At 70.3% G+C, this 19152-nt stretch carries 14 protein-coding genes; 8 read left to right on the forward strand and 6 right to left on the reverse strand.

Features of this window, described 5'->3' with window-relative positions; all coding sequences use genetic code 11:
• Positions 1 to 50: 50 nt before the first annotated feature.
• From AC1DCJ_RS13490 to AC1DCJ_RS13500, 3 genes are all read left to right on the forward strand, one after another.
• Positions 51 to 3548, forward strand: coding sequence for an ATP-binding protein (locus AC1DCJ_RS13490; protein ID WP_478071180.1), 3498 nt, complete (start codon positions 51 to 53; stop codon positions 3546 to 3548).
• A gap of 23 nt (positions 3549 to 3571) precedes the next feature.
• Positions 3572 to 6757, forward strand: coding sequence for a two-component regulator propeller domain-containing protein (locus AC1DCJ_RS13495; protein WP_478071181.1), 3186 nt, complete (start codon positions 3572 to 3574; stop codon positions 6755 to 6757).
• Positions 6758 to 6835: 78 nt separating this feature from the next.
• Positions 6836 to 10390, forward strand: a complete 3555-nt coding sequence (locus AC1DCJ_RS13500) for a hybrid sensor histidine kinase/response regulator (RefSeq protein ID WP_313423035.1) — start codon at positions 6836 to 6838, stop codon at positions 10388 to 10390.
• Between the two features lie 201 nt (positions 10391 to 10591).
• On the opposite strand, the gene mdtD is transcribed toward AC1DCJ_RS13500, so the two are convergent.
• Positions 10592 to 11995, reverse strand: a complete 1404-nt coding sequence (gene mdtD, locus AC1DCJ_RS13505; RefSeq protein WP_478071211.1) for a multidrug transporter subunit MdtD — start codon at positions 11993 to 11995, stop codon at positions 10592 to 10594.
• A 38-nt stretch (positions 11996 to 12033) separates the two neighbouring features.
• Between mdtD and AC1DCJ_RS13510 the strand changes: the two genes are divergently transcribed.
• On the forward strand, positions 12034 to 12237 hold the full coding sequence (locus AC1DCJ_RS13510) for a hypothetical protein (RefSeq protein WP_478071182.1): 204 nt from the start codon (positions 12034 to 12036) through the stop codon (positions 12235 to 12237).
• A gap of 508 nt (positions 12238 to 12745) precedes the next feature.
• On the opposite strand, the gene hemE is transcribed toward AC1DCJ_RS13510, so the two are convergent.
• The 4 genes from hemE to AC1DCJ_RS13530 all read right to left on the reverse strand — a co-directional run bounded on the left by hemE (position 12746) and on the right by AC1DCJ_RS13530 (position 15855).
• Positions 12746 to 13819 carry a uroporphyrinogen decarboxylase gene (gene hemE, locus AC1DCJ_RS13515; RefSeq protein ID WP_038686889.1) on the reverse strand — a complete coding sequence of 358 codons (1074 nt, stop codon included), beginning with the start codon at positions 13817 to 13819 and terminating at the stop codon, positions 12746 to 12748.
• Between the two features lie 63 nt (positions 13820 to 13882).
• Entirely contained in the window at positions 13883 to 14134 is a 252-nt protein-coding gene (locus tag AC1DCJ_RS13520) for a WGR domain-containing protein (RefSeq protein ID WP_128097105.1), read from the reverse strand.
• 72 nt (positions 14135 to 14206) lie between these two features.
• Positions 14207 to 15316, reverse strand: a complete 1110-nt coding sequence (aroB, locus tag AC1DCJ_RS13525) for a 3-dehydroquinate synthase (protein WP_478071183.1) — start codon at positions 15314 to 15316, stop codon at positions 14207 to 14209.
• Positions 15313 to 15855: a shikimate kinase gene (locus AC1DCJ_RS13530; RefSeq protein ID WP_038686895.1), complete on the reverse strand. Its 543-nt coding sequence runs from the start codon at positions 15853 to 15855 to the stop codon at positions 15313 to 15315. Before AC1DCJ_RS13530 ends, aroB begins: the two co-directional genes overlap by 4 nt.
• 95 nt (positions 15856 to 15950) lie before the next feature.
• Between AC1DCJ_RS13530 and AC1DCJ_RS13535 the strand changes: the two genes are divergently transcribed.
• Positions 15951 to 16154, forward strand: a complete 204-nt coding sequence (locus AC1DCJ_RS13535) for a dodecin family protein (protein ID WP_038686896.1) — start codon at positions 15951 to 15953, stop codon at positions 16152 to 16154.
• 45 nt (positions 16155 to 16199) lie between these two features.
• On the opposite strand, the gene AC1DCJ_RS13540 is transcribed toward AC1DCJ_RS13535, so the two are convergent.
• Positions 16200 to 17030 (reverse strand): kinase, encoded by an 831-nt coding sequence (locus tag AC1DCJ_RS13540; RefSeq protein WP_478071184.1) that lies wholly within the window; start codon positions 17028 to 17030, stop codon positions 16200 to 16202.
• 41 nt (positions 17031 to 17071) lie between these two features.
• Between AC1DCJ_RS13540 and pdxH the strand changes: the two genes are divergently transcribed.
• From pdxH to AC1DCJ_RS13555, 3 genes are all read left to right on the forward strand, one after another.
• On the forward strand, positions 17072 to 17671 hold the full coding sequence (gene pdxH / locus AC1DCJ_RS13545; RefSeq protein ID WP_478071185.1) for a pyridoxamine 5'-phosphate oxidase: 600 nt from the start codon (positions 17072 to 17074) through the stop codon (positions 17669 to 17671).
• A 98-nt stretch (positions 17672 to 17769) separates the two neighbouring features.
• Complete coding sequence (locus AC1DCJ_RS13550) at positions 17770 to 18231, forward strand: DoxX family protein (protein ID WP_428711665.1); 462 nt, start codon at positions 17770 to 17772, stop codon at positions 18229 to 18231.
• A 75-nt stretch (positions 18232 to 18306) separates the two neighbouring features.
• On the forward strand, positions 18307 to 19143 hold the full coding sequence (locus AC1DCJ_RS13555; protein ID WP_478071186.1) for an ankyrin repeat domain-containing protein: 837 nt from the start codon (positions 18307 to 18309) through the stop codon (positions 19141 to 19143).
• Positions 19144 to 19152: the final 9 nt, after the last annotated feature.

A 19152-nucleotide genomic window follows, 5' to 3' on the forward strand; every position in this document is an offset into this window, starting at 1 on the left:
GGTTTATCGTTCCCGCGATGAATGGGTTCGGGTTCGATTGACAGGTGGGGGTGAGCAGCGCAGGGCGAGGGGGCGGCCGCTGCTGGCTGGCCGGGCTGTTGCTGGCCTGCTGGCCCTGGACGGTGCTGGCGACGGTGCTCGACCTGCCGTGGCCACGTCAACTGGGTGTCATCGATGGGCTGCCCACCACGGGCATCCACGCCATGGCCGAAGACGCCACCGGTTATCTGTGGATGGCGGGCACCGATGGCCTGATGCGTTTTGACGGGCGGCGATCGCGCGTGTGGGGGCACGACGACGGATTGCCCGACACCACCCTGCGCCTGCTGCATATCGACGACGCCGACCGGTTATGGTTGGGCACCAGCTCGCGCGGCCTGCTGCTGATGGGCCCTGACCGTCGCCGTTTCGAACGTGCTGGCGTGCAGGCACCGTGGGCCGTGCGCAGCGGTGCCATCCACGGTATTGCCGGTGGCGGTGACAGCGCGTTGTGGGTGATCGGGTCGGATCACCGGTTGTACATGTTGCCGGCGTTGGACGCGCCGTGGCAGGCGGTGGATGCCGCTGCCGATGCCGTCACCGCCCTGGCGGTCGACCACGCCGGAGGCCTGTGGGTGGGTACCTCGCACGGGCTGCGCCAGTTCGCCGACGGGCGCCTGCAACGCGCCGGCGTCGGGCCCGGCGCCGATGGTGCGATACACGCGCTATGGCCCGATCCGCAGGGCGGCGTGCATGTCAGCGGCGCGGTGCACGCGTGGGTGGAAGGCACCGGCGCGCGTTTCGAGGCCGTGTCGGCAACCGGGCGATCGTTGCTGCGCAGTGGCGACGGCGTGCTGTGGCAGCAGCGCGACACCGGGCTGTACCTGCAGCGCGGAAGGCACACCCAGCGCGTCCCACTCCGCCCGGTGCAGGGACCCTCGGCGCGCGCGGTGCAAATGCACACGGCGCTGCAGGACCGGCAGGGCGACATCTGGTTCCTGAGCAGCGCGCACGGCGTGTGGCGGCTGTCGGCGCGCTGGCGCGAATTCACGGCATTGCCCCGGGCGGGCGATGGGCTTCCCGGCCTTCGCAGCCACTACGCGGTGGCCCTGGCAGGGGCGGCGGATGGACGGCTGTGGGTCGCAGGCAGTCAGGGCCGGCTGCAGCGCCTGGACCTGCGCACCGGCACCAGCAGCGACCATCTTGATCTGCCACACACGGGGCTGAGCGCGCTGTCGGTGGGCATGGCCGAAGACCCGCAGCAGCGTGTCTGGATCGCCAGTGCGGGGCACCTGACACGTTACGATCCCGCACGCGGCGAGGTCCGTCGGTGGCCGCTGGGCGGATTGGCGGCTACTGGAGCCCTGCATCTGCAGGCGTGCCCGGATGGCACGGTGTGGGTGGCCGGGACCGACCAGATCCAGCAGTGGTCAGCGCGTGGCGAACGCCAGCGTGCGCAGCCGCCGGAGCGGCTGGGTCTGAGTGCGGCGACGGCGCGCCGACAGATGTTGTGCAGCCGCGACGGTGTGCTGTGGGCGACCGATCGCGATGGGCTCAAGGTCTGGGATGTCCCCCGTGGCCGTTTTATCGCTGCCGAACGCACGGGCAGTGCAGTGGCTGCCATCGCCGAAGCTGACGATGGCAGCCTGTGGCTCAGCCGCCAGGATGCGCTGGAACAGCACCGCTGGGACGGACGCACGCTGCACCGGCTGCGCCGGTTCGACGGAGCGCAGGGCTACCCGCTGCTGCGTGCCGAGGCGCTGGTAGTGGATGCACAGGGCGTGGTCTGGGCCGGTGCCGCGCGCGGCGTGGTGCGGGTGGACCCGGACCGGGGGCGGGTGCGGGTGCTGGGCAGCGCCGATGGCCTGCCGGTGCAGGAGATCCTCGCCCACCGCCTGGTGCGGCTGGGCACCGGCGCGTTGGCCGCCGCCGTGCGCGAAGGCGGACTGCTGCTGATCGAGCCGACGGCGGTGGTAGAGCGTGACCTGCCGCCGGTGCTGGTGGTCAACGCGGTGCGCGTCGAGCGCGATGGCAGCGCGCTGAGCGTGCGCGCCGGTGCGGCGACGGTGCCGTTGACCAGCAGCGACCGCAACATACAGATCGCGGTGAATCTGCTCGGTCCCGGTGATGCCGATCGCATCCAGCATCGGTTCCGCCTGCACGGGCATGACCCGGACTGGGTGGACACCGGGCCGGTAGCGCTGCGCACCTTTGCGCGCCTGCCGGTTGGCACGCACCGCCTGGTGGTGCAGGCACGGCATGGCGAAGGTGCGTGGTCGGCGCCCAGCGAGCGTCTGCTTCAGGTCGCACCTGCGTGGTGGCAGACCGGCACCGGCAAGGCAGTGTTGCTGGTGACGACTGTTCTGGTCGCGGTGCTGTTGGGACGGCTGGTCACCTACGCGGTGCGGCAACGCGCGGCCCGGCGCGAGGCCCGTGTCCAGCGCGGCCTGGCCGAGCAGGCGTCGGCGCGCCGCACCCGGTTCCTGAGCCGTCTTGGCCGGCGTATCCGCATCCCGATGACGAGTATTGCCGGCTGGAGTGACCTGCTGCTGCAAGGGCCGCTGTCGCCGCAGCAGCATGCGCAGGCCGACAGTCTGCGCCGCGCGGGCCTGCACCTGGTGCAGGTGGTCGACGACGCGCTGGACCTGGCCAGCATCGAAGCCGGGCGCCTGCAGTTGGACACCGTCGCGTTCTCACCGCGGGTGCTGCTGCACGAACTGCATGCGCTGATGCTGCCGGTCGCCACTGCCAAACAGGTGCAGTTGCAGTGGTGCAGCCACCTGGATCCGGCGAAGTGGCTGCTGGGCGACCCGCGGCGGCTGCGCCAGATACTGCTCAACCTGGTGGGCAACGCCGTGAAGTTCACCGCGCGCGGCAGCGTCGAGGTGTCGGTGCGCGCCGGCCTTGGCGGGCAGGGCCTGCATCTGGTGGTGGCCGACACGGGGCCGGGCATGAGCGCAGCGCAGGTGCAGCGGTTGTTCCAGCGCTTCGAGCAGGCCGACGGGGCGGCGACGATGGCCTGCCATGGCGGCAGTGGCCTGGGCTTGGCGATCAGCCGCGAACTGGCCCAGGCGATGGGCGGGGACATCACGGTGGACAGCCGACCGGGCCTGGGCACCCGGTTCGAGGTGTGGTTGCCGTTGGCAACCGCCTCCCCGCCGGCACCGCCTGCCGCCACGGGTGCGGCAACCGACGACGCGGCGATGGTCGGGATGACGGTCCTGGTGGTGGTGCCCGATCCGGACATTGCCGAGGTTGTTGCGGCACTGCTGCGCGCGCAGGGCTGCGTGGTGGCGCAGGGGCATGCGGATCCGGCGGCGCTGGCCGCGCTCCCGGGTGCGCCGTGGCACGTGCTCGCCACCGATCCGGATCTTCGTATCGGCGATGCCTCGGCGGGCGCGTGGCTGGCGCGACACTGGCCGGGCGTGCCGCGACTGGCGTTGACCGCGCGTGCCGATGCCAACGCAGAACGCGACGCGATGGCGGCCGGGTACACCGCCTTCGTGCGGCTGCCGCTGGGCGATGCCGCGCTGCGTGCGGCTCTGCTGCAGTGCCGGGCCAGGCGATGACGCATCGACCGCTACGGTGGGGCATGGCCCTGCTGCTGGCGTGGTGCGCGTCCGCGGCGGCGGATGTGCCCGAGGCGGCCCGCGTTACCACCGCCGACGGCCTGCCCTCCAATGCCGTCCACCAGGTGGTCCAGGATCGGCAGGGGTACCTGTGGTTCGCCACCGACGATGGGCTGGCGCGTTTCGATGGACGCACCTTCCGCACCTGGCGCCGCGAGCAGGGGCTGGCCGACAGCGCGTTGCTCAGCCTGGCCGTCGACCGCCACGACCAGCTCTGGATGGGAACCGGCTACGGCGCGCTGATGCGGATGTCGGCGGACCGCAGCCGGATCGACGGGTTTGGTGGCAATACCCATCCGGCCCTGGCCGGGGTTCCTATCAGCGCGGTGCTGCCCGATACAGAAGGCGGGGTGTGGTTCGGTACGCGCGGCGCGGGGCTGTTCCGCCTCGACCGGCAGCAGCGCCTGCGCCAGTTCCTGCCCACCCTGCGCGATGACGGCGTGCCGGCGGGCGATGTCGGCCATCTGCTGGTCGACGCGCGCGGCGTGCTGTGGATCGGCACCCCCCACGGCCTGGCGTGCTGGCGCGCGGGCCGGTTCCATCGACCGCCGGATCCGCGCCTGGCGCGCGCGGCGGTGATGGGCCTGCATCAGACGGCCGCGGGCGTTGTGTGGGTCAGCACGGCGCGGGGCCAGTGGCACGGCACGGACTGCAGTGGGCTGCAGGCGGCGTCGGGGCCGGCGCACCGTCGCCTGCTGGGAATCGGCGGGGATGGGGCGCACTGGTTGGCCCAGCCCGGCCGGATCTGGCGCCAACCGGTGGGCGGGGGCGCCGCAACGCCGGTGCGGCTGGCCGCACCGGGACAGGACACGCGCCCCAGCCTGCAGGGGGCGTTCGAGGACCGCGACGGCGGCGTGTGGCTGCTGGGTCGCCACGTGGGCATGTGGCGCTTGCCACCGCGCTGGGCCCAGTTCGCGCGGCAGCCGGCGCCAGCGCAACGTCGGGGGCTGGACGGCTTTCTGCCGGGATCCGCGCGGGCCAGCGAGGAGATCGCCTGCGACGACGGGCGCTACTGGCGTATTCACGACGGCATGCTTGAGCGTCGGGGACCGGCGCGGCGGCGCGAGGTGCGCTGGGCGCTGCCGGGCAGCGGGCAGGCGCCGCTGCGCGGGCCGGTGTCGCTGCACTGTGCGGCCGACGGTGGGGTCTGGCTGGGCAGCCGCGATGGGCTGATGCGCTGGAATGGCGCGCAGCTGGAGCCGGTGGCCGGTGCGCCCGCCGCGATCAGTGCGCTGCACGTCGCCGCCGACGGGCAGCTGTGGGTGGCCACCGAAGGCGCCCTCCATGGCTATCAATGGCAGGACGGGCGGCTGCTGCGCCGCCTGCACCTGGACCATCGCGACGGGGTGCCGGTACAGACCGTGCATGCCCTGRCCACCGATGCCGACGGCGTGGTGTGGGGCAGTTCCAGCCATGGCCTGTTGCGGGTGGCACCACCGCGCCGCGACGTTCACGTGTACACCCGTGACGACGGCATTCCTTCCGCACTGCTGAAGGCGCGGCTGCAGGCGCAGGGACGGCAGATGCTGGCCATCGAGGCCGACGGCGCGATTGCGTTCGATCCGGCCCTGCTGGCGCGTCCGGCCCCGCCGTCGGCGCTGGTGATCGAACGGGTGCAGGTGCGCCGCGACCAGCAACTGCTCACGCTGCCACCGGCGGCGTCGGTGCAGCTGCGTGCCGGCGATCGCGAGATCCAGATCACCGCCAGGGTTCTGTCGGCCCAGCTCGACCCGGGCCAGCAATATCGTTTCCGCCTGCGCAATGGCGAGGGGGGCTGGCACCGCACCCGCAGCCGCGGGACGGTGGCTTTTCCGACGCTGGCACCCGGTCGGCATGCGCTGGACTACCAGGAGCGCAGTGGCGAGGGGCGTTGGTCGGAGGCGCAGACGCTGGTGCTGCATGTGCAGCCCGAGGGCTGGACGTACCAGCGGCCGACCGTTGCGCATGCCGCCGGTGTGGTCGCGATGCTGGGGCTGTTGATCTGGCTGGGTGGGCGCGCGCTGGCGCGGTCACGCGCGCGCCGCGCCACGGTGCAACGGCACGCGTGGGCGCAGCAGTCGGCGCAGGCCAAGGCGCGCTACCTGGCCACGTTCGGACACGAGGTACGCACGCCCTTGACGGGGGTGCTGGGCATGACCGAACTGCTGCTGGCCTCACCGCTGGAAGCACAGCAGCGGCAGCGGCTGCAACGGATCGATCGGGGCGGCCGGCAGTTGCTGGCGATCGTGAACCAGGCGCTGGATGAGGCCCGCCTGGATGCGGGCCGATCGCCGCTGCACTGCGCCGAGGTCGACCTGGCCGCGCTGCTGCAGCGCTGGCGGCACTGCGCGCAACTGGACCTGTGCCAGCAGGGCAGCAGCCTGGCGGCATGCGTGGACCTGCCGGGTGCGGCGCGTGTGCATACCGACCCGGCGCGCGTGCAGCAGGTGCTGCAACGGGTCGTGGATGTGATGGTGCAGACGTTGGGGGCGTGCAGGGTGTCAGTGCGCGCCAGCTGGCTGCCAGGGCGCAGTGGCGTGCTGGTGGATGTCCATGCGTTCGTCACCGCAGCAACGCCGCTGCCGGCCAGGAAAGTGTGCGGCGACGCGTTGGAGCCTGCACGGGCCTGCGCGCACGCGTTGGGTGGACGCCTGCAGTCGGTCGGCGCCGGAGGCGGGTCGGGGGGACGGGTGCTGCTGAGCCTGCCGATGCCGACAGGCCCGGCATGCGCCCGCTGTGCGCCTCCACCCGAGCCGTCCAGCGTGGTCGTGCACACCGCGGCGTCGTGCCACGGCGAGCGGGTGCTGCTGGTCGAAGACGAGCCGTTGGTGGCCGACGTGCACGCCGCCCTGCTGACCGCAGGCGGCGCGACGGTGGTTACCGCAGCACATGCACTGGCCGCGCTGGGCGAACTGGCGATGGCGCCCTTCGACGTGGTGCTGCTCGACCTGGACCTGCCCGGCGTGGACGGGTGGCAACTGCTGGACATGCTTTGCGCACAGGGGTGCCCGGTGCCGGTGGTGGTCCTCACCGCGCGCCGCGACCCCGACCTGGCCCGGCGGTCGGCGGCGGCCGGTGCGGCAGGATGGCTGCACAAGCCGGCCAGCGGCGAGCAGCTGCTGGCGGCGGTGCGTGCCGCGGGCAGGCCTGGGCGGATCGTCGCCGCGTAGCGAACCGTTTACCATGCGGACTGGCCCGGGATCGGCGCGCCGGCGGCAACGCGCGACCGCAGCCCTTGGGATGCATCCATGGACGATGGGGGAGATCCACCGGTGGTGTCATTGCGTTGGCTGCTCCTGATCGGGATCGCATGGCTGTGGCCGACCCTCGGCCAGGCCCAGCCCGTGCCGCCAACGCCACGCCAGCTCACGGTGTTCGACGGCTTGCCGTCCAACACGGTCAACCGCATGGCCGAAGATGGCTACGGCTATCTGTGGATCGCCACCAACGACGGGCTGGCCCGCTATGACGGGCGCAACTACCGGGTCTGGCGCGCCGAGGACGGCCTGCGCGACAACCATGTCTGGAGCGTGCATGTGGATGCCCGCAACCAGCTGTGGATCGGCACCGAGAATGCCGGCCTGGCGATGATGTCGGCCGATCGCCGCGAGCTGCGCTTCTTCGACCGGGCCAGCCACCCGCAGATCGGCAGCAACACCATCTGGTCGATCACCTCCACCGCCGATGGCACCCTGTGGTTCGGCACCTACGAAGGCGGCCTGCACCGCCTGGACCGCGACGGCAAGGTGACCCGTTTCATGCCCGAGCGTGGCAACCCGCGCAGCCTGCCGGCCGCGTCGGTGACCCAGTTGGCCACCACCCGCGACGGCAGCCTGTGGGTGGGCACTCAGGCGGGCCTGGCACGCTGGACCGGCACGGATTTCGAACGTGTGTCCAGCCGTGACGTGCCGGCCCAGGTGATCAACGGGTTGACCGCCGAGATCGATGGCAGCCTGTGGATCGGCACCAATACCGGCGTACTGGTGCGGCGACCGGACGGGCGCTTCGAACCGGCACCGTGGAAGGTGGCCCCCGGCGACCAGGTGCTGGGCATGATGCTGCGCGATGAGCAGGGCGGCTATTGGCTGGATACCCGGTCCGGGCTGGGGCGCGCCTACGACAACCAGTTCCAGCAGGTGCCGCTGTACAGCGCGGTGGCGCGTGGCCAGGTGCGCCCGAACTGGACCGGCGCCTACGAAGACCGCGAAGGCGGGATCTGGTTGGCCAGCATCAATGGCGGGTTGTGGCACCTGTTGCCGCGCTGGTGGCAGTTCTCGGTGCTGTCGCGCCTGGAGGACGACCCGGCGTCGCTGCGCAATGGGTACGTGCTGGGCATGTCCGCCGCCGCCGACGGCGGGGTATGGGCGGTGGGAACGCACGGGGCGCTGGACAAGTTCGATCCGGTCAGCGGCCAGGTGATCCAGCACCGGAGGGGCGTGGACGGAACGCAGTGGCTGCAGTCGGTACAGGAAGACCCCCGCGGTCAGGTATGGATCGGGTCGGCGTCTGCCTTGCTGCGCTACGACCCCCGCGATGGAACGATCCGACGCTGGGGGCACGATGCCGCGGTGGATGCGGCGATGGAGGGCCAGCTGGAATCGTTGGCGGTATGCGATGGCCAACGCCTGTGGAGCGCCTTTGCAACCGGCCTGCAGCAGCGCGACCTGGACGGCCGCGTGCTGCACCGGGTGCCGGCCGGGCATGCCGGGCTCGCGGCCGGGCAGCTGACCCTGGACCTGCTGTGCGGACCGGACGACACGCTGTGGGTGGGTACCAATCAGGGCCTGCTGCAGTGGATACCGGGCCGTTCGCGGTTCGAACCCGTGCCGGGCGGGCCGTCGACCGCGATCCACGCCCTGGCGCGTGGCGATGACGACAGCCTGTGGCTGTCCGAAGAAGGACGGCTCAGCCAATACCGCTGGCAGGGCGGGCGGCTGCTGCTGCAGACCGTCATCGGCGGTGGCGCGGGCTATCCGGAAGTGTCGGCGACCGGGCTGGTGGTCGATGCGCAGGGCGTGGTCTGGGCGGCCAACGCGCGCGGCCTGATCCGCGTGGACCCGCAGATGGGCAACGTGCGCCTGTATGGCGTGCACGATGGCTTGCCCAGCCAGGAGTTCCGTCGCAGTACCTTGAGCCGCACCGCCAGCGGCCGCATCGTGGGCGGCACGCCGGCCGGCGTGGTGGTGTTCGACCCGCGCCAGGTGCGCCCGTCCAACCGGCGTGCGCCGCTGGTGATCGAGCGGGTGGAGGTGCGTCGCGGCGACCGCGTCGCCGACCTGACCCACCTGACCCCGCTGGAGGTTGCCGACGCCGACCGCGATCTGCGCATCGTGGCGCGTCTGCTGTCGTTCGCCGATTCGTCGTCCAACAGCTACCGCTACCGGCTGGCCGGCTACGACCCGGACTGGGTGGAAGTGGGACCGGCGGGTGAGCGCGTGTTCTCGCGGCTGCCTCCGGGCCGCTATCGGTTGGAGGTGCAGGCGCGTTCGGCCGACCAGGTGTGGTCGCGGGTGCAGTCGCTGGAATTCCGGGTGATGCCGCCGTGGTGGCGGAGCATGTCCGGGTTGCTGGTGCTGACCTCGATGACGCTGCTGCTGATGAGCCTGATTGCGTGGATGTACCGGCGCCGGTTGCAGCGTCGGCATGCCTATCAGTTGGCGCTGCAGAAACAGGAGCTGGCCGAGCAGGCATCGGCGGCCAAGACCCGCTTCCTGGCCAACCTGGGCCACGAAGTGCGCACGCCGATGACCGGCGTGCTGGGCATGAGCGAGTTGCTGCTGGGGTCGTCGCTGGACCCGCAGCAGCGCAGCTGGACCGCGTCGATCCGGCATGCCGGCGAGCACCTGCTGCACCTGGTGAACGATGCGCTGGACCTGGCCCGTATCGAGTCGGGCCGGCTGCAGTTGCAGTCGCAGCCGTTCGACGTACACAACGTGGTGAGCGACGTCTGCACGCTGATGGCCGCGCTTGCCGAGCAGAAGCACGTGCGTTTCGTGGTGGACAACCAGCTGCCGCCGGGCCTGGCCAGCGTGGGCGACGCGGTCCGCGTGCGGCAGATCCTGCTCAACCTGCTGGGCAATGCGGTGAAGTTCACCACGCATGGCGAAGTGCGGCTGAAGGCGAGCACGCTGTCGTCCGAGCGTGGCCTGCATTTCGAGGTGTCCGACACCGGGCCGGGCATCAGCAGTGACCAGCAGCAGCGCCTGTTCCGGCGTTTCGAGCAGGCCGACGGGGCGCGCACGGCGGCGCAGTACGGCGGCAGCGGGTTGGGCCTGGCGATCTGCCGGGAGCTGGCGTTGGCGATGCAGGGCCAGATCGGGGTGGAGAGCCAGTTGGGCGTGGGTACGCGCTTCAGCGTGAGCCTGCCGTTGCCGCTGCACATCGCCGCGCTGCCGTCCGGTGGCGAGCCGGGCAGTGAAAGCCTGCGCCTGCCACCGCTGCGCATCCTGCTGGTGGAGGACGATGCAACGGTGGCCAGTGTGATCACCGGCCTGCTGGGCGCGCGCGGGCATGACATGGTGCATGCCGAACACGCACTGGCGGCGCTGCGCGAGGTCAGCGGGGCACCGTTCGACGTGGCGCTGCTGGACCTGGACCTGCCGGGCCTGGGCGGCATCGAGTTGGCCGGGCACCTGCGCAACCAGGGCTACGAGATGCCGATGATCGCGGTGACGGCGCGTACCGACCCGGGGATCGAGCAGCAGGTGCAGGAGGCCGGCTTCAGCGGATTCCTGCGCAAGCCGGTGACCGGTGACCTGCTGGTGGAAGCGATCGCGCGCGCGCTGCGGCAACCCCGCGGGTAGCAGCGCACCGTGGGTGCGCTGGTGGGTCATCGGACGATCCAGGGTAGCGGCGCACCGTTGGTGCGCTGGTGGGTCATCGGACGAACCAGGGTAGCGGCGCACCGTTGGTGCGCTGGCCTTTCATCGGACCAACGGGCGCGGTGGGTAAACGCGTTTTTTAAAGGTCATCGGACCAACGGTCCGATGCTACCCGGAGGTCGCCTATTCGGCGAACTCCTCCACATCGCGCGGCGATGGGCGGGTGTCGGGCAGCTGCCAGAAGATGAGCGTGGAGGTCAGGGTGATGGCGCCGACGCAGACGAAGGTGGCATGCAGGGCGGCGGTGGCGCCATGCAGCTGGTCCAGGTGCGCGAAGGCCGCCAGCAGGCTGCCGGCGGCGGCCGCACCGAAGCCGGTGGCGAGCATCATCACCATCGACAGCAGGCTGTTGCCGGCACTGGCGAAATCGCGGTCGAGGTCGCGCAGGGTGACGGTGTTCATGACGGTGAACTGCAGCGAGTTGACGGCGCCGAACAGGGCCAGCTGGATAACGCGCACCCACAGCGGCTGGCCGGGGGTCATGAAGATGAAACTGGCCATGGCCAGGCCGACCAGCACGGTGTTGACCATCAGTACGCGGCGATAGCCGAAGCGTTCGACCAGTTTGACGGCGTAGCGCTTGGCGAGCATGCCGGCGGCGGCGACGGGGATCATGAGCAGGCCGGCATTCATCGGGCTCATGCCCATGCCGACCTGCAGCAGCAGGGGGATAAGCAGCGGCATGGCGCTGCTGCCGATGCGCGAGAACAGGTTGCCGAGGATGCCGATGCGGTAGCTGGGCACGTGGAAGAGGGCGAGCGAGAACAGCGGTGCGGTGGAATTGGCGGCGTGCAGCCAGTAGCCGACGAGGGCGGCCAGGCCGGCCACGGTCATGAGCATGACCAGGGCATGCGGGGTAGCCATGCCGGAGATGCCGTCGAGTGCGAGCGACAGGACGATCATGCCGAAGGCGAGCATGAGGTAGCCGGTGATGTCGAAGCGGGTGCGGTGTTCGGCGTAGTGGTCGGGCATGACCTTCGTGGCGGCGATGTAGCCGATGACGCCGATGGGCAGGTTGATCAGGAAGACCCAGTGCCAGGAGGCCACTTCGACCAGCCAGCCGCCGAGGGTGGGGCCGATGAGGGGGCCGATGAGGGCGGGGATGGCGATGAAGCTCATGGCGCGGAGGAATTCTTCGCGCGAGACGGATCGCATGACGGCGAGGCGGCCGACGGGGAGCAGCATGGCGCCGCCGATGCCCTGCAGGACGCGGGCGCCGACGAGTTGGTGGAGGGTCTGGGCCAGGGCGCAGGCGAGCGAGCCGAGGGTGAACAGGATGATGGCGACGAGGAAGGTGCGCCGGGTGCCGAAGCGGTCGGCGATCCAGCCGGAGGCGGGGATGAAGGTGGCGACGGCGAGGGCGTAGCTGAAGACGACCGACTGCATTTGCAGGGGGCTTTCGCCGAGGCTGCGGGCCATGGCGGGGAGGGCGGTGTTGACGATGGTGGAATCCAGCATCTGCATGAAGATCGCCAGCGATACGAGCCACAACAGGGGCCGGATCGAGGCGTAGCTGCTGGTGGTCATCGTGGGGGCCTTCATCAACGAGGCGCACATGATCGCCGATGTGGGATCAGGGTGTGGTCAAGATGCGGTTGTGGACTGGATTGGCAAAGTTGTTTCAGAAGCTGGAGAGCCAGAGCCGGAGCCAGAGCCGAAGCCAGAGCGAAGCCAGAGTCGAAGCCGAAGCCGAAGCCGAAGCCGAAGCCGTTGATGTGATGGTCGACCAGGCTGGGCTGGCGTGGGTGGGTTGGCGGGACACGCCGTAAATCCCGCTCCGCGGCCCGGCCCAGCCGCCGGCGGCTGTGCGTTCGGACGCATGCGAGGCAGTGCCTCGCAAGCAATGCGCCCTCACCCCTGGAGGCTCGTGGGCGCCATCCATGGCGCCCAACGGTCCCGCCAACCCACCCACGCCAGCCCCCGATAGTTTGTCGGTGTGCATGGCACCAGCGGTGGAGCCACGCCATGCGTGGCCGCTGTTCTTTTGGTGCTGCTGGTAACCACTCATCGGGTGGCCCAGCCGGTTGCGGGATGGTTGGGTGTAATTGCGGGATGGTAGGGGGTAGAGCCGACCGTTGGTCGGCTGCCTTGGCGCCGATCGATCAACGCTTACATCAACCGATGCACGGGCTCGCGTGGCTGCTGTTATTGCCGGCGCTACGTGTAGCCACCCATGGGGTGGCTCTACCGGTGGCGGGGTCGTTGGGTGTGACGGCCGGCGGCGCGGTGGTTGGGGGTAGAGCCGACCGTTGGTCGGCTGCCCTTCGCGCCGATGGGTCAGCGCTTGCTCAACCGGTGCACGGCCTCGACCAGCACGCCCACGTGTTCGGGGTTCATGTCCGGGGACATGCCGTGGCCCAGGTTGAATACGTGGCCTTCGCGGGACCCGCCGTTGCCGTCGGCGTAGCTGTCGAGCACGCGGGCGGCGGCGCGTTCGATGGCCGCGGGGTTGCCGTACAGGGTGGCGGGGTCCAGGTTGCCTTGCAGGGCGACGCGGCCGCCGGTGCGGGCGAGCGCGTCGGACAGATCGAGGGTCCAGTCGACACCGAGGGCGTCGGCGCCGGTGTCGGCCAGCGCGCCCAGGTGCAGGCCGGTGCCCTTGCCGAACAGGATCAGCGGGGTGCGCTGGTCGCCTTGGCCGCGTTCGAGTTCCTGGGCGATGCGGGTCAGGTAGCGCAGCGAGAATTCGCGGTACATGCCGGGGCTGAGCACGCCGCCCCAGGTGTCGAAGACCTGCAGTACCTGCGCGCCGGCGGCGCGCTGGGCGGCCAGGTAGGCGATGACCGCGTCGGTGACCACCGACAGCAGCTGGTGCAGGGCGGCCGGTTCGTTCAGGGCCATGGCCTTGATGCGGGCGAAGTCCTTGCTGCCGCCGCCTTCGACCATGTAGCAGGCCAGGGTCCACGGGCTGCCGGAGAAGCCGATCAGCGGCACGCTGCCGTCCAGTTCGCGGCGGATCACGCGGACCGCGTCCATGACGTAGCGCAGTTCGGTTTCCATGTCCGGCACGGCCAGTTTGGCGATGGCGGCGGTGTCACGTACCGGGTGGCGGAACTTGGGGCCTTCGCCATCGACGAAGTACAGCTCCAGGCCCATCGCGTCGGGAATGGTGAGGATGTCCGAGAACAGGATCGCCGCATCCAGGTCGAAGCGACGCAGCGGCTGAAGGGTAACTTCGCAGGCGATGTCGGGGTTCTTGGCCATCGCCAGGAAGCTGCCGGCCTTGGCGCGGGTGGCGCGGTACTCGGGCAGGTAGCGGCCGGCCTGGCGCATCAGCCAGACGGGGGTGCAGTCCACCGGTTCGCGGCGCAGGGCGCGCAGCAGGCGATCATGGCGGGAGGGGCTGGTCACGTAACGCTTCCTTGGACTCTGGTGGCACGGGGCCGGGATGAAAGAGCGGGGCCGGGCCGGCGCTCAGCGCGGCGCGACGCCGCTGGTGTAGGTGATCTGGTAGCCACGTTGCAGGTGGATGTCGCGCGTCTTCTCGAAGGCGCGCTGGGCCGGCTCGGCCTGCGCGAACACCTCGCACCGCAACCGCGCGCGACCGCCGACCACGCCCGATTCGTGCAGCAGTTCCCAGCTACCGAACAGGTCCGGCTGCAGGGTCAGCTGGAGGTAGCGGGCCGGTTCAGTGCCGCCGGGGTGGTGCTGCAGGAAGACGCGCATGGCCGCGATTGTAGCCGTGAACGCCGGGGCAGGCCGTGGCGGCCCACCCCACCTGCGGCCAACGGTCGCAGGTCAGCGGGCGACCAGCACGCGCAGCACGTCGGCTTCGTCGACGTCGGCCACCACTTCGGCGCGGCCGATGCCCCGCCACAGCACCAGACGCAGGCGTCCGGCGATGTTCTTCTTGTCCAGGCGCATCCGCGCCAGCAACGCCTCGGGGGCCAGCCCGGCGGGAATTTCCACCGGCAGTTCGTAGCGCAGCAGCAGGTCGCGCAGCTGCGCGGTGTCGGCCTCGCTGCTCATGCCCAGCTGGGCCGACAGGCGCGCCGCCAGCACCATGCCCACCGCCACCGCTTCGCCATGGTTGAGGTTGTCGTTGCCGGGCGCGCCATAGCCCTGTTCGGTTTCGATCGCATGGCCGAAGGTGTGGCCGAGGTTGAGCAGGGCGCGTTCGCCCTTCTCATGCGGGTCGCGGGCCACGATCTCAGCCTTGTGCTCGCAGCTGCGCGCGATCGCCTGGGCCAGCGCGGTATCGTCGCCAGCCAGCAGCGCGGCGTGTTCGGCCTGCAGCCACTGGAAGAACAGCGGGTCGCGGATGGCGCCGTACTTGATCACTTCGGCCAGCCCGGCGCGCAGTTCGCGCGGCGGCAGGGTGCGCAGCGCGGCCGTGTCGGCGATCACCGCGCGCGGTGGGTGGAATGCGCCGACCAGGTTCTTGCCTTCGGGGATGTCCACGGCCGTTTTGCCGCCCACCGAGGAGTCGACCATCGCCAGCAGCGAGGTGGGCAGCTGAACGCAGTCGACGCCGCGCATCCAGCAGGCGGCCGCGAAGCCGGCCAGGTCGCCGGCAACGCCGCCACCCAGGGCCAGCACGCAGGCATCGCGGGTTGCGCCAAGCGCGGCCAAGGCGGTGATGGCCGCGCCGAAGTTGGCCAGGGTCTTGGACGCTTCACCGGCCGGCAGCACCAGCTCACCGACCCGCAGGTCCGGGCGCGCGGCCAGCAGCGCTGCTTTCACGCCGTCCAGGTACAGCGGGGCCACCGAGGAATCGCTGAGCAGCAGTACGTGGCGGCCGCGCACGTGGCGGGCGAGCAGGTCACCCTGGCCCAGCAGGCCGGGGCCGATATGGATGGTGTAGGGCGTGTCGCCGCCAACGGCGACGGTACGGGGGGCGGGGGTCATGCGGGTGGGTCCTGTCGCTGCCATTGGGCGGCCAGCCGCAGCACCAGCTGCGCGGTGGCCTCGGCGGGGGTGTAGAGGTCGGTATCCAGGGCCAGGTCGGCCAACGCGCGGTACAGCGGGTCGCGCAGCGCCGCCATCTCGTGCAGCACCTGCTCGCGGTCCGGGCGCTGCAGCAGCGGCCGCGTGCGGTCGCGGGCCAGCCGTTCCAGCTGCCCGGCCACGCTGACCCGCAGGTACACCACGAAACCGCGTTCGGCGATGATGGCGCGGTTGTCGGGGTCCAGCACGGCGCCGCCGCCGGTGGAGACCAGCTGGTTGCGCCCGCGCAGCAGGGTCTGCAGCGCCTGGCGTTCGTACTGGCGGAAGCCGGCTTCGCCGGAGTGCTCGAAGATCGCCGGGATGCTGGCCCCGGCGGCGTCCACGATGGCCTGGTCGGCGTCCACGAAGTCCAGCGTGAAACGCTCGGCCAGGCGGCGCCCGATGCAGGTTTTGCCGGCGCCCATCGGGCCAATCAGGATCAGGTTCGGAGCAGGGTTCATTACCCCCGATCCTAACATTTCCGTGCCGTGGCCTTTACGCGCCGGCCCCCATGGTGAGGGTTGCGGAATGTCCCGCAGGCAGCCGGAGCGTGCCCATGTCAGTGGCCAAAATCATCGAGATCAATGCGTCCTCCAAGACCAGCGTCGAAGACGCGGTGCGCAGCGGGCTGAAGAAGGTGTCCGAAACGGTCAAGGGCATCCAGGGCGCATGGATCAACGAAACCAAGGTGGTCACCGACGGGGAGGGCAACATCACCGAATGGCGGGTCAACCTGCGGGTGACCTTCGTGGTGGGCTGAGGAAAACAGTGGCCGCCCGGTCGATCCGACCGGGATCGGCGCCGCCTACACAGGCGCCGTGACAATCTGGCGCTGCTCGTCCAGCGCGATGATCCGGTCGGCCATGCCCGGCAGGGTACGCAGCGCCTGGCGGCTGACCCGTTCGTAATACTGCACGAAGCGCTCCAGCTGGGCGCGGCTCATGCTGCTGCGCTCGGGCTGGGCGGCCTGCAGGTTCTGTTCCTGTTGCCAGCGCCAGCGCGGCACCACCGCGAAGTCCGGCGGCTGCAGGAACCACAGGCGGTCGCAGCGCTGCCACAGCGCGGGGTAGTGCGCGGCCAGCGCCTGGTTGCACCACTGCCGCCAGCGTCCGTCGGCGTCGGCGTCGCGCTCCAGGGCGTTCAAGGGCGGCTGCAGGTCGGCCTCGGGCTGGGCAGGCGTGCCCAGGAACCAGCCTTCGAACACCAGCAGGTCCAGTGGGCCGCTCACGCGCGGCCATTCGGCCTGCGCCATGCGTTCGTCGGCCAGCTTGTCGAACCGGGGCAATGCCACTGGCTGGCGTGCGGCAATGGCGTCCAGGGTGGCATGCGCCAGCGGCAGGTCGTGCGTGCCCGGCGGGCCGCGGGTAAGCAGCAGCGGATGCACCTGGCGGGCCAGGCGTTGGCGTTGACTGCGGGTCAGGTAGAAATCGTCGATGGACAGGGCCGCTGCGCGCAGTCCGCGCTGTTCGGCCAGCGCCACCACCTGGGCTGCCAGCGTCGATTTGCCGCTGCCCTGCAGCCCGCTGATCGCCAATACTGGCACCTCCGTGCCCGCTGCCAGCGCATCTTCCAGTGCCTGGGCGACCAGCGCATCGGGAAATCCTTTGTTGCGGGGCATGTACGCGGTAGCAGGCATGCGGTGACAATAAACCCAAATCGAATGGCAAGAAACCAACCATGACCGATCTGTATACCGAAGCGTTGTCCACCTTTGCCGCGCTGTTCGAGGAGGCCAAGCACAGCGCGGAAATCGAACCCAATGCGATGACCGTGGCGACAGCCGACGCCAGTGGCCAGCCGTCGGCACGCACCGTGCTCCTGAAGGCGTTCGACGCGCGTGGGTTCGTGTTCTATACCCATCTGGACAGCCACAAGGGCCGCGAGCTGCGCAGCAACCCGCGTGCCGCGTTGCTGTTCCTGTGGCGCAGCCTGCGCGAGGCGGGCATCCAGGTGCGGATCGAAGGCCGTGTCGAGCAGGTGGACGATGCCGAAGCCGATGCCTACTTCGCCTCACGCCCGCGCATGAGCCAGATCGGCGCGTGGGCGTCGCTGCAATCCAAAACGCTGGCATCGCGCGAGGAGTTCGACGCGCGCGTGGCCACCACCGAAGCCAGCTTCGCCGACCGCGAGGTGCCGCGCCCGGAAGGCTGGAGCGGGCTGCGCGTGGTGCCGCAGCGGATCGAGTTCTGGTACGGCGCGCAGTTCCGGCTGCACGAGCGCTGGTGCTACGAGGTCGATCACGACGGGCAGTGGAACAAGCGGTTGCTGTTCCCGTAAGGGCGCGTCCATCGAAAACCGTGCGCGGCATGCGGGGGTGGGAAACCGCCGGTTAGGATCGGGGCGGACGACACTGTCTGCCCTGGAACCGCGCTGCCATGCCAATTTCTGCCCTGCCTGTCGAGACCCGTATCCCCGCCTCGCTGTTGTTGCTGCTGTCGCGCATCGTCGCGGGCACGATGTTCGCCGTATCGGGATGGAACAAGCTGTTCACCGATGACGGCAGGGATCGCATGCTGGCCACACTCGCCGAGGCGGGTATCCCGTGGCCGGCGGCCAGTGCCCCTGCAGTGGCGATGGTGGAATGGGTGCTGGGAACCACCTTGGTGCTCGGCGTGTTGCCGCGCCTTTCGGCCGCGGCGCTGATGATGATCTGCGCGGTGGCGGCCTTCACCGACGGTATCGGACGTATCCCGGCGGGCCTGGGACCTCTGGATTGGTTGAGCTGGTTCCTGTACCTGCCTGAGGTGCCACTGGGGATGGTCCTTGCATGGGTGTGCGTGCTGGGTGCCGGGCGTTATGCGCTCTGGACCGGACGCGCCGCTTCGCCCGTGGCATGAACGGTGGCGCGCAGCGCCCGCGATGCGGGCTCCTGCATACTTGCGGAGGAATCCACCTGTGCACGGGACTGTTAAGTGACGACCGCATCCGCTTCTTCGCCTGCCATCGATCTGTGCGCGGCCGCCCTGGCGGCCGACGTGGCGGCAGTGCAGGCTGGCCTTGCGGCGGGCGCCGACCTCAGCGCAGAAAACGCCCATGGCTTCACTGCGCTGGAATGTGCGGCACGCGCGACCCATGACACCCCGGCCGACCAGCACCTGCAGGTACTGCGCCTGCTCATCGATGCAGGAAGCCCGCTGGAACACCTTGGCGGCGGTGGGCGGACCGCGCTGTACCTGGCCGCTGAATTCGCGCTGGATTGCGCGCCGGTGCAGATGCTGCTCGACGCCGGTGCGAACCCGGCGGTGCGCGACGGCGGCGGCAACCATATCGTCGTCAACGCGATGATGCCGGAGGTACAGGCGCTGCTGTCTGCGGTGACCGGCTTTCCCATCCCGGTGCAGGCCGAACCCCGGCCGGCGCAGAAGATGCGGGCCGCCGACTGGCGCGCCGCCCACGCGAGAATCACAGCGGTGTTTGCCGGCCTTGAGGCCGAGGGCATCGTCACTGCGCAGGACATTGGCCTGACCCAGGACGATGGCTTCGCCGACACCGCCCAGCAGTTCATCGAACGCGGCGGTATGGACGCCGGCCTGGTGGGTCTGTGCTTCTACACCCGCCAGGATCTCAACCGGGCCAAGCGCAGCAGCGATCTCAGCCTGGGCTTCTGGGCCGGGCCGGAAGGTGCCAGCGCCGCCATGGAACAGGTGGGGCGCACGATCGTGGATGCCTTCACTGCGGCGGGGCTGGTGGTGGACTGGAATGGCTCGGCAGCGCAGCGGCCCACGGTGGACCTGCGCGGCGTGGCGTAAGCCGCATCG

This window comes from Stenotrophomonas sp. 10N36 (genome assembly GCF_056395005.1).

What these genes read in the sequence shown, in the direction of transcription:
- AC1DCJ_RS13500 (WP_313423035.1), top strand. Translation starts at nt 6,836, where the DNA reads ATGGACGATGGGGGAGATCCACCGGTGGTGTCATTGCGTTGGCTGCTC.
- mdtD (WP_478071211.1), bottom strand. Translation starts at nt 11,995, where the DNA reads ATGACCACCAGCAGCTACGCCTCGATCCGGCCCCTGTTGTGGCTCGTA.
- AC1DCJ_RS13510 (WP_478071182.1), top strand. Translation starts at nt 12,034, where the DNA reads ATGTGGGATCAGGGTGTGGTCAAGATGCGGTTGTGGACTGGATTGGCA.
- AC1DCJ_RS13520 (WP_128097105.1), bottom strand. Translation starts at nt 14,134, where the DNA reads ATGCGCGTCTTCCTGCAGCACCACCCCGGCGGCACTGAACCGGCCCGC.
- aroB (WP_478071183.1), bottom strand. Translation starts at nt 15,316, where the DNA reads ATGACCCCCGCCCCCCGTACCGTCGCCGTTGGCGGCGACACGCCCTAC.
- AC1DCJ_RS13530 (WP_038686895.1), bottom strand. Translation starts at nt 15,855, where the DNA reads ATGAACCCTGCTCCGAACCTGATCCTGATTGGCCCGATGGGCGCCGGC.
- AC1DCJ_RS13535 (WP_038686896.1), top strand. Translation starts at nt 15,951, where the DNA reads ATGTCAGTGGCCAAAATCATCGAGATCAATGCGTCCTCCAAGACCAGC.
- AC1DCJ_RS13540 (WP_478071184.1), bottom strand. Translation starts at nt 17,030, where the DNA reads ATGCCTGCTACCGCGTACATGCCCCGCAACAAAGGATTTCCCGATGCG.
- pdxH (WP_478071185.1), top strand. Translation starts at nt 17,072, where the DNA reads ATGACCGATCTGTATACCGAAGCGTTGTCCACCTTTGCCGCGCTGTTC.
- AC1DCJ_RS13550 (WP_428711665.1), top strand. Translation starts at nt 17,770, where the DNA reads ATGCCAATTTCTGCCCTGCCTGTCGAGACCCGTATCCCCGCCTCGCTG.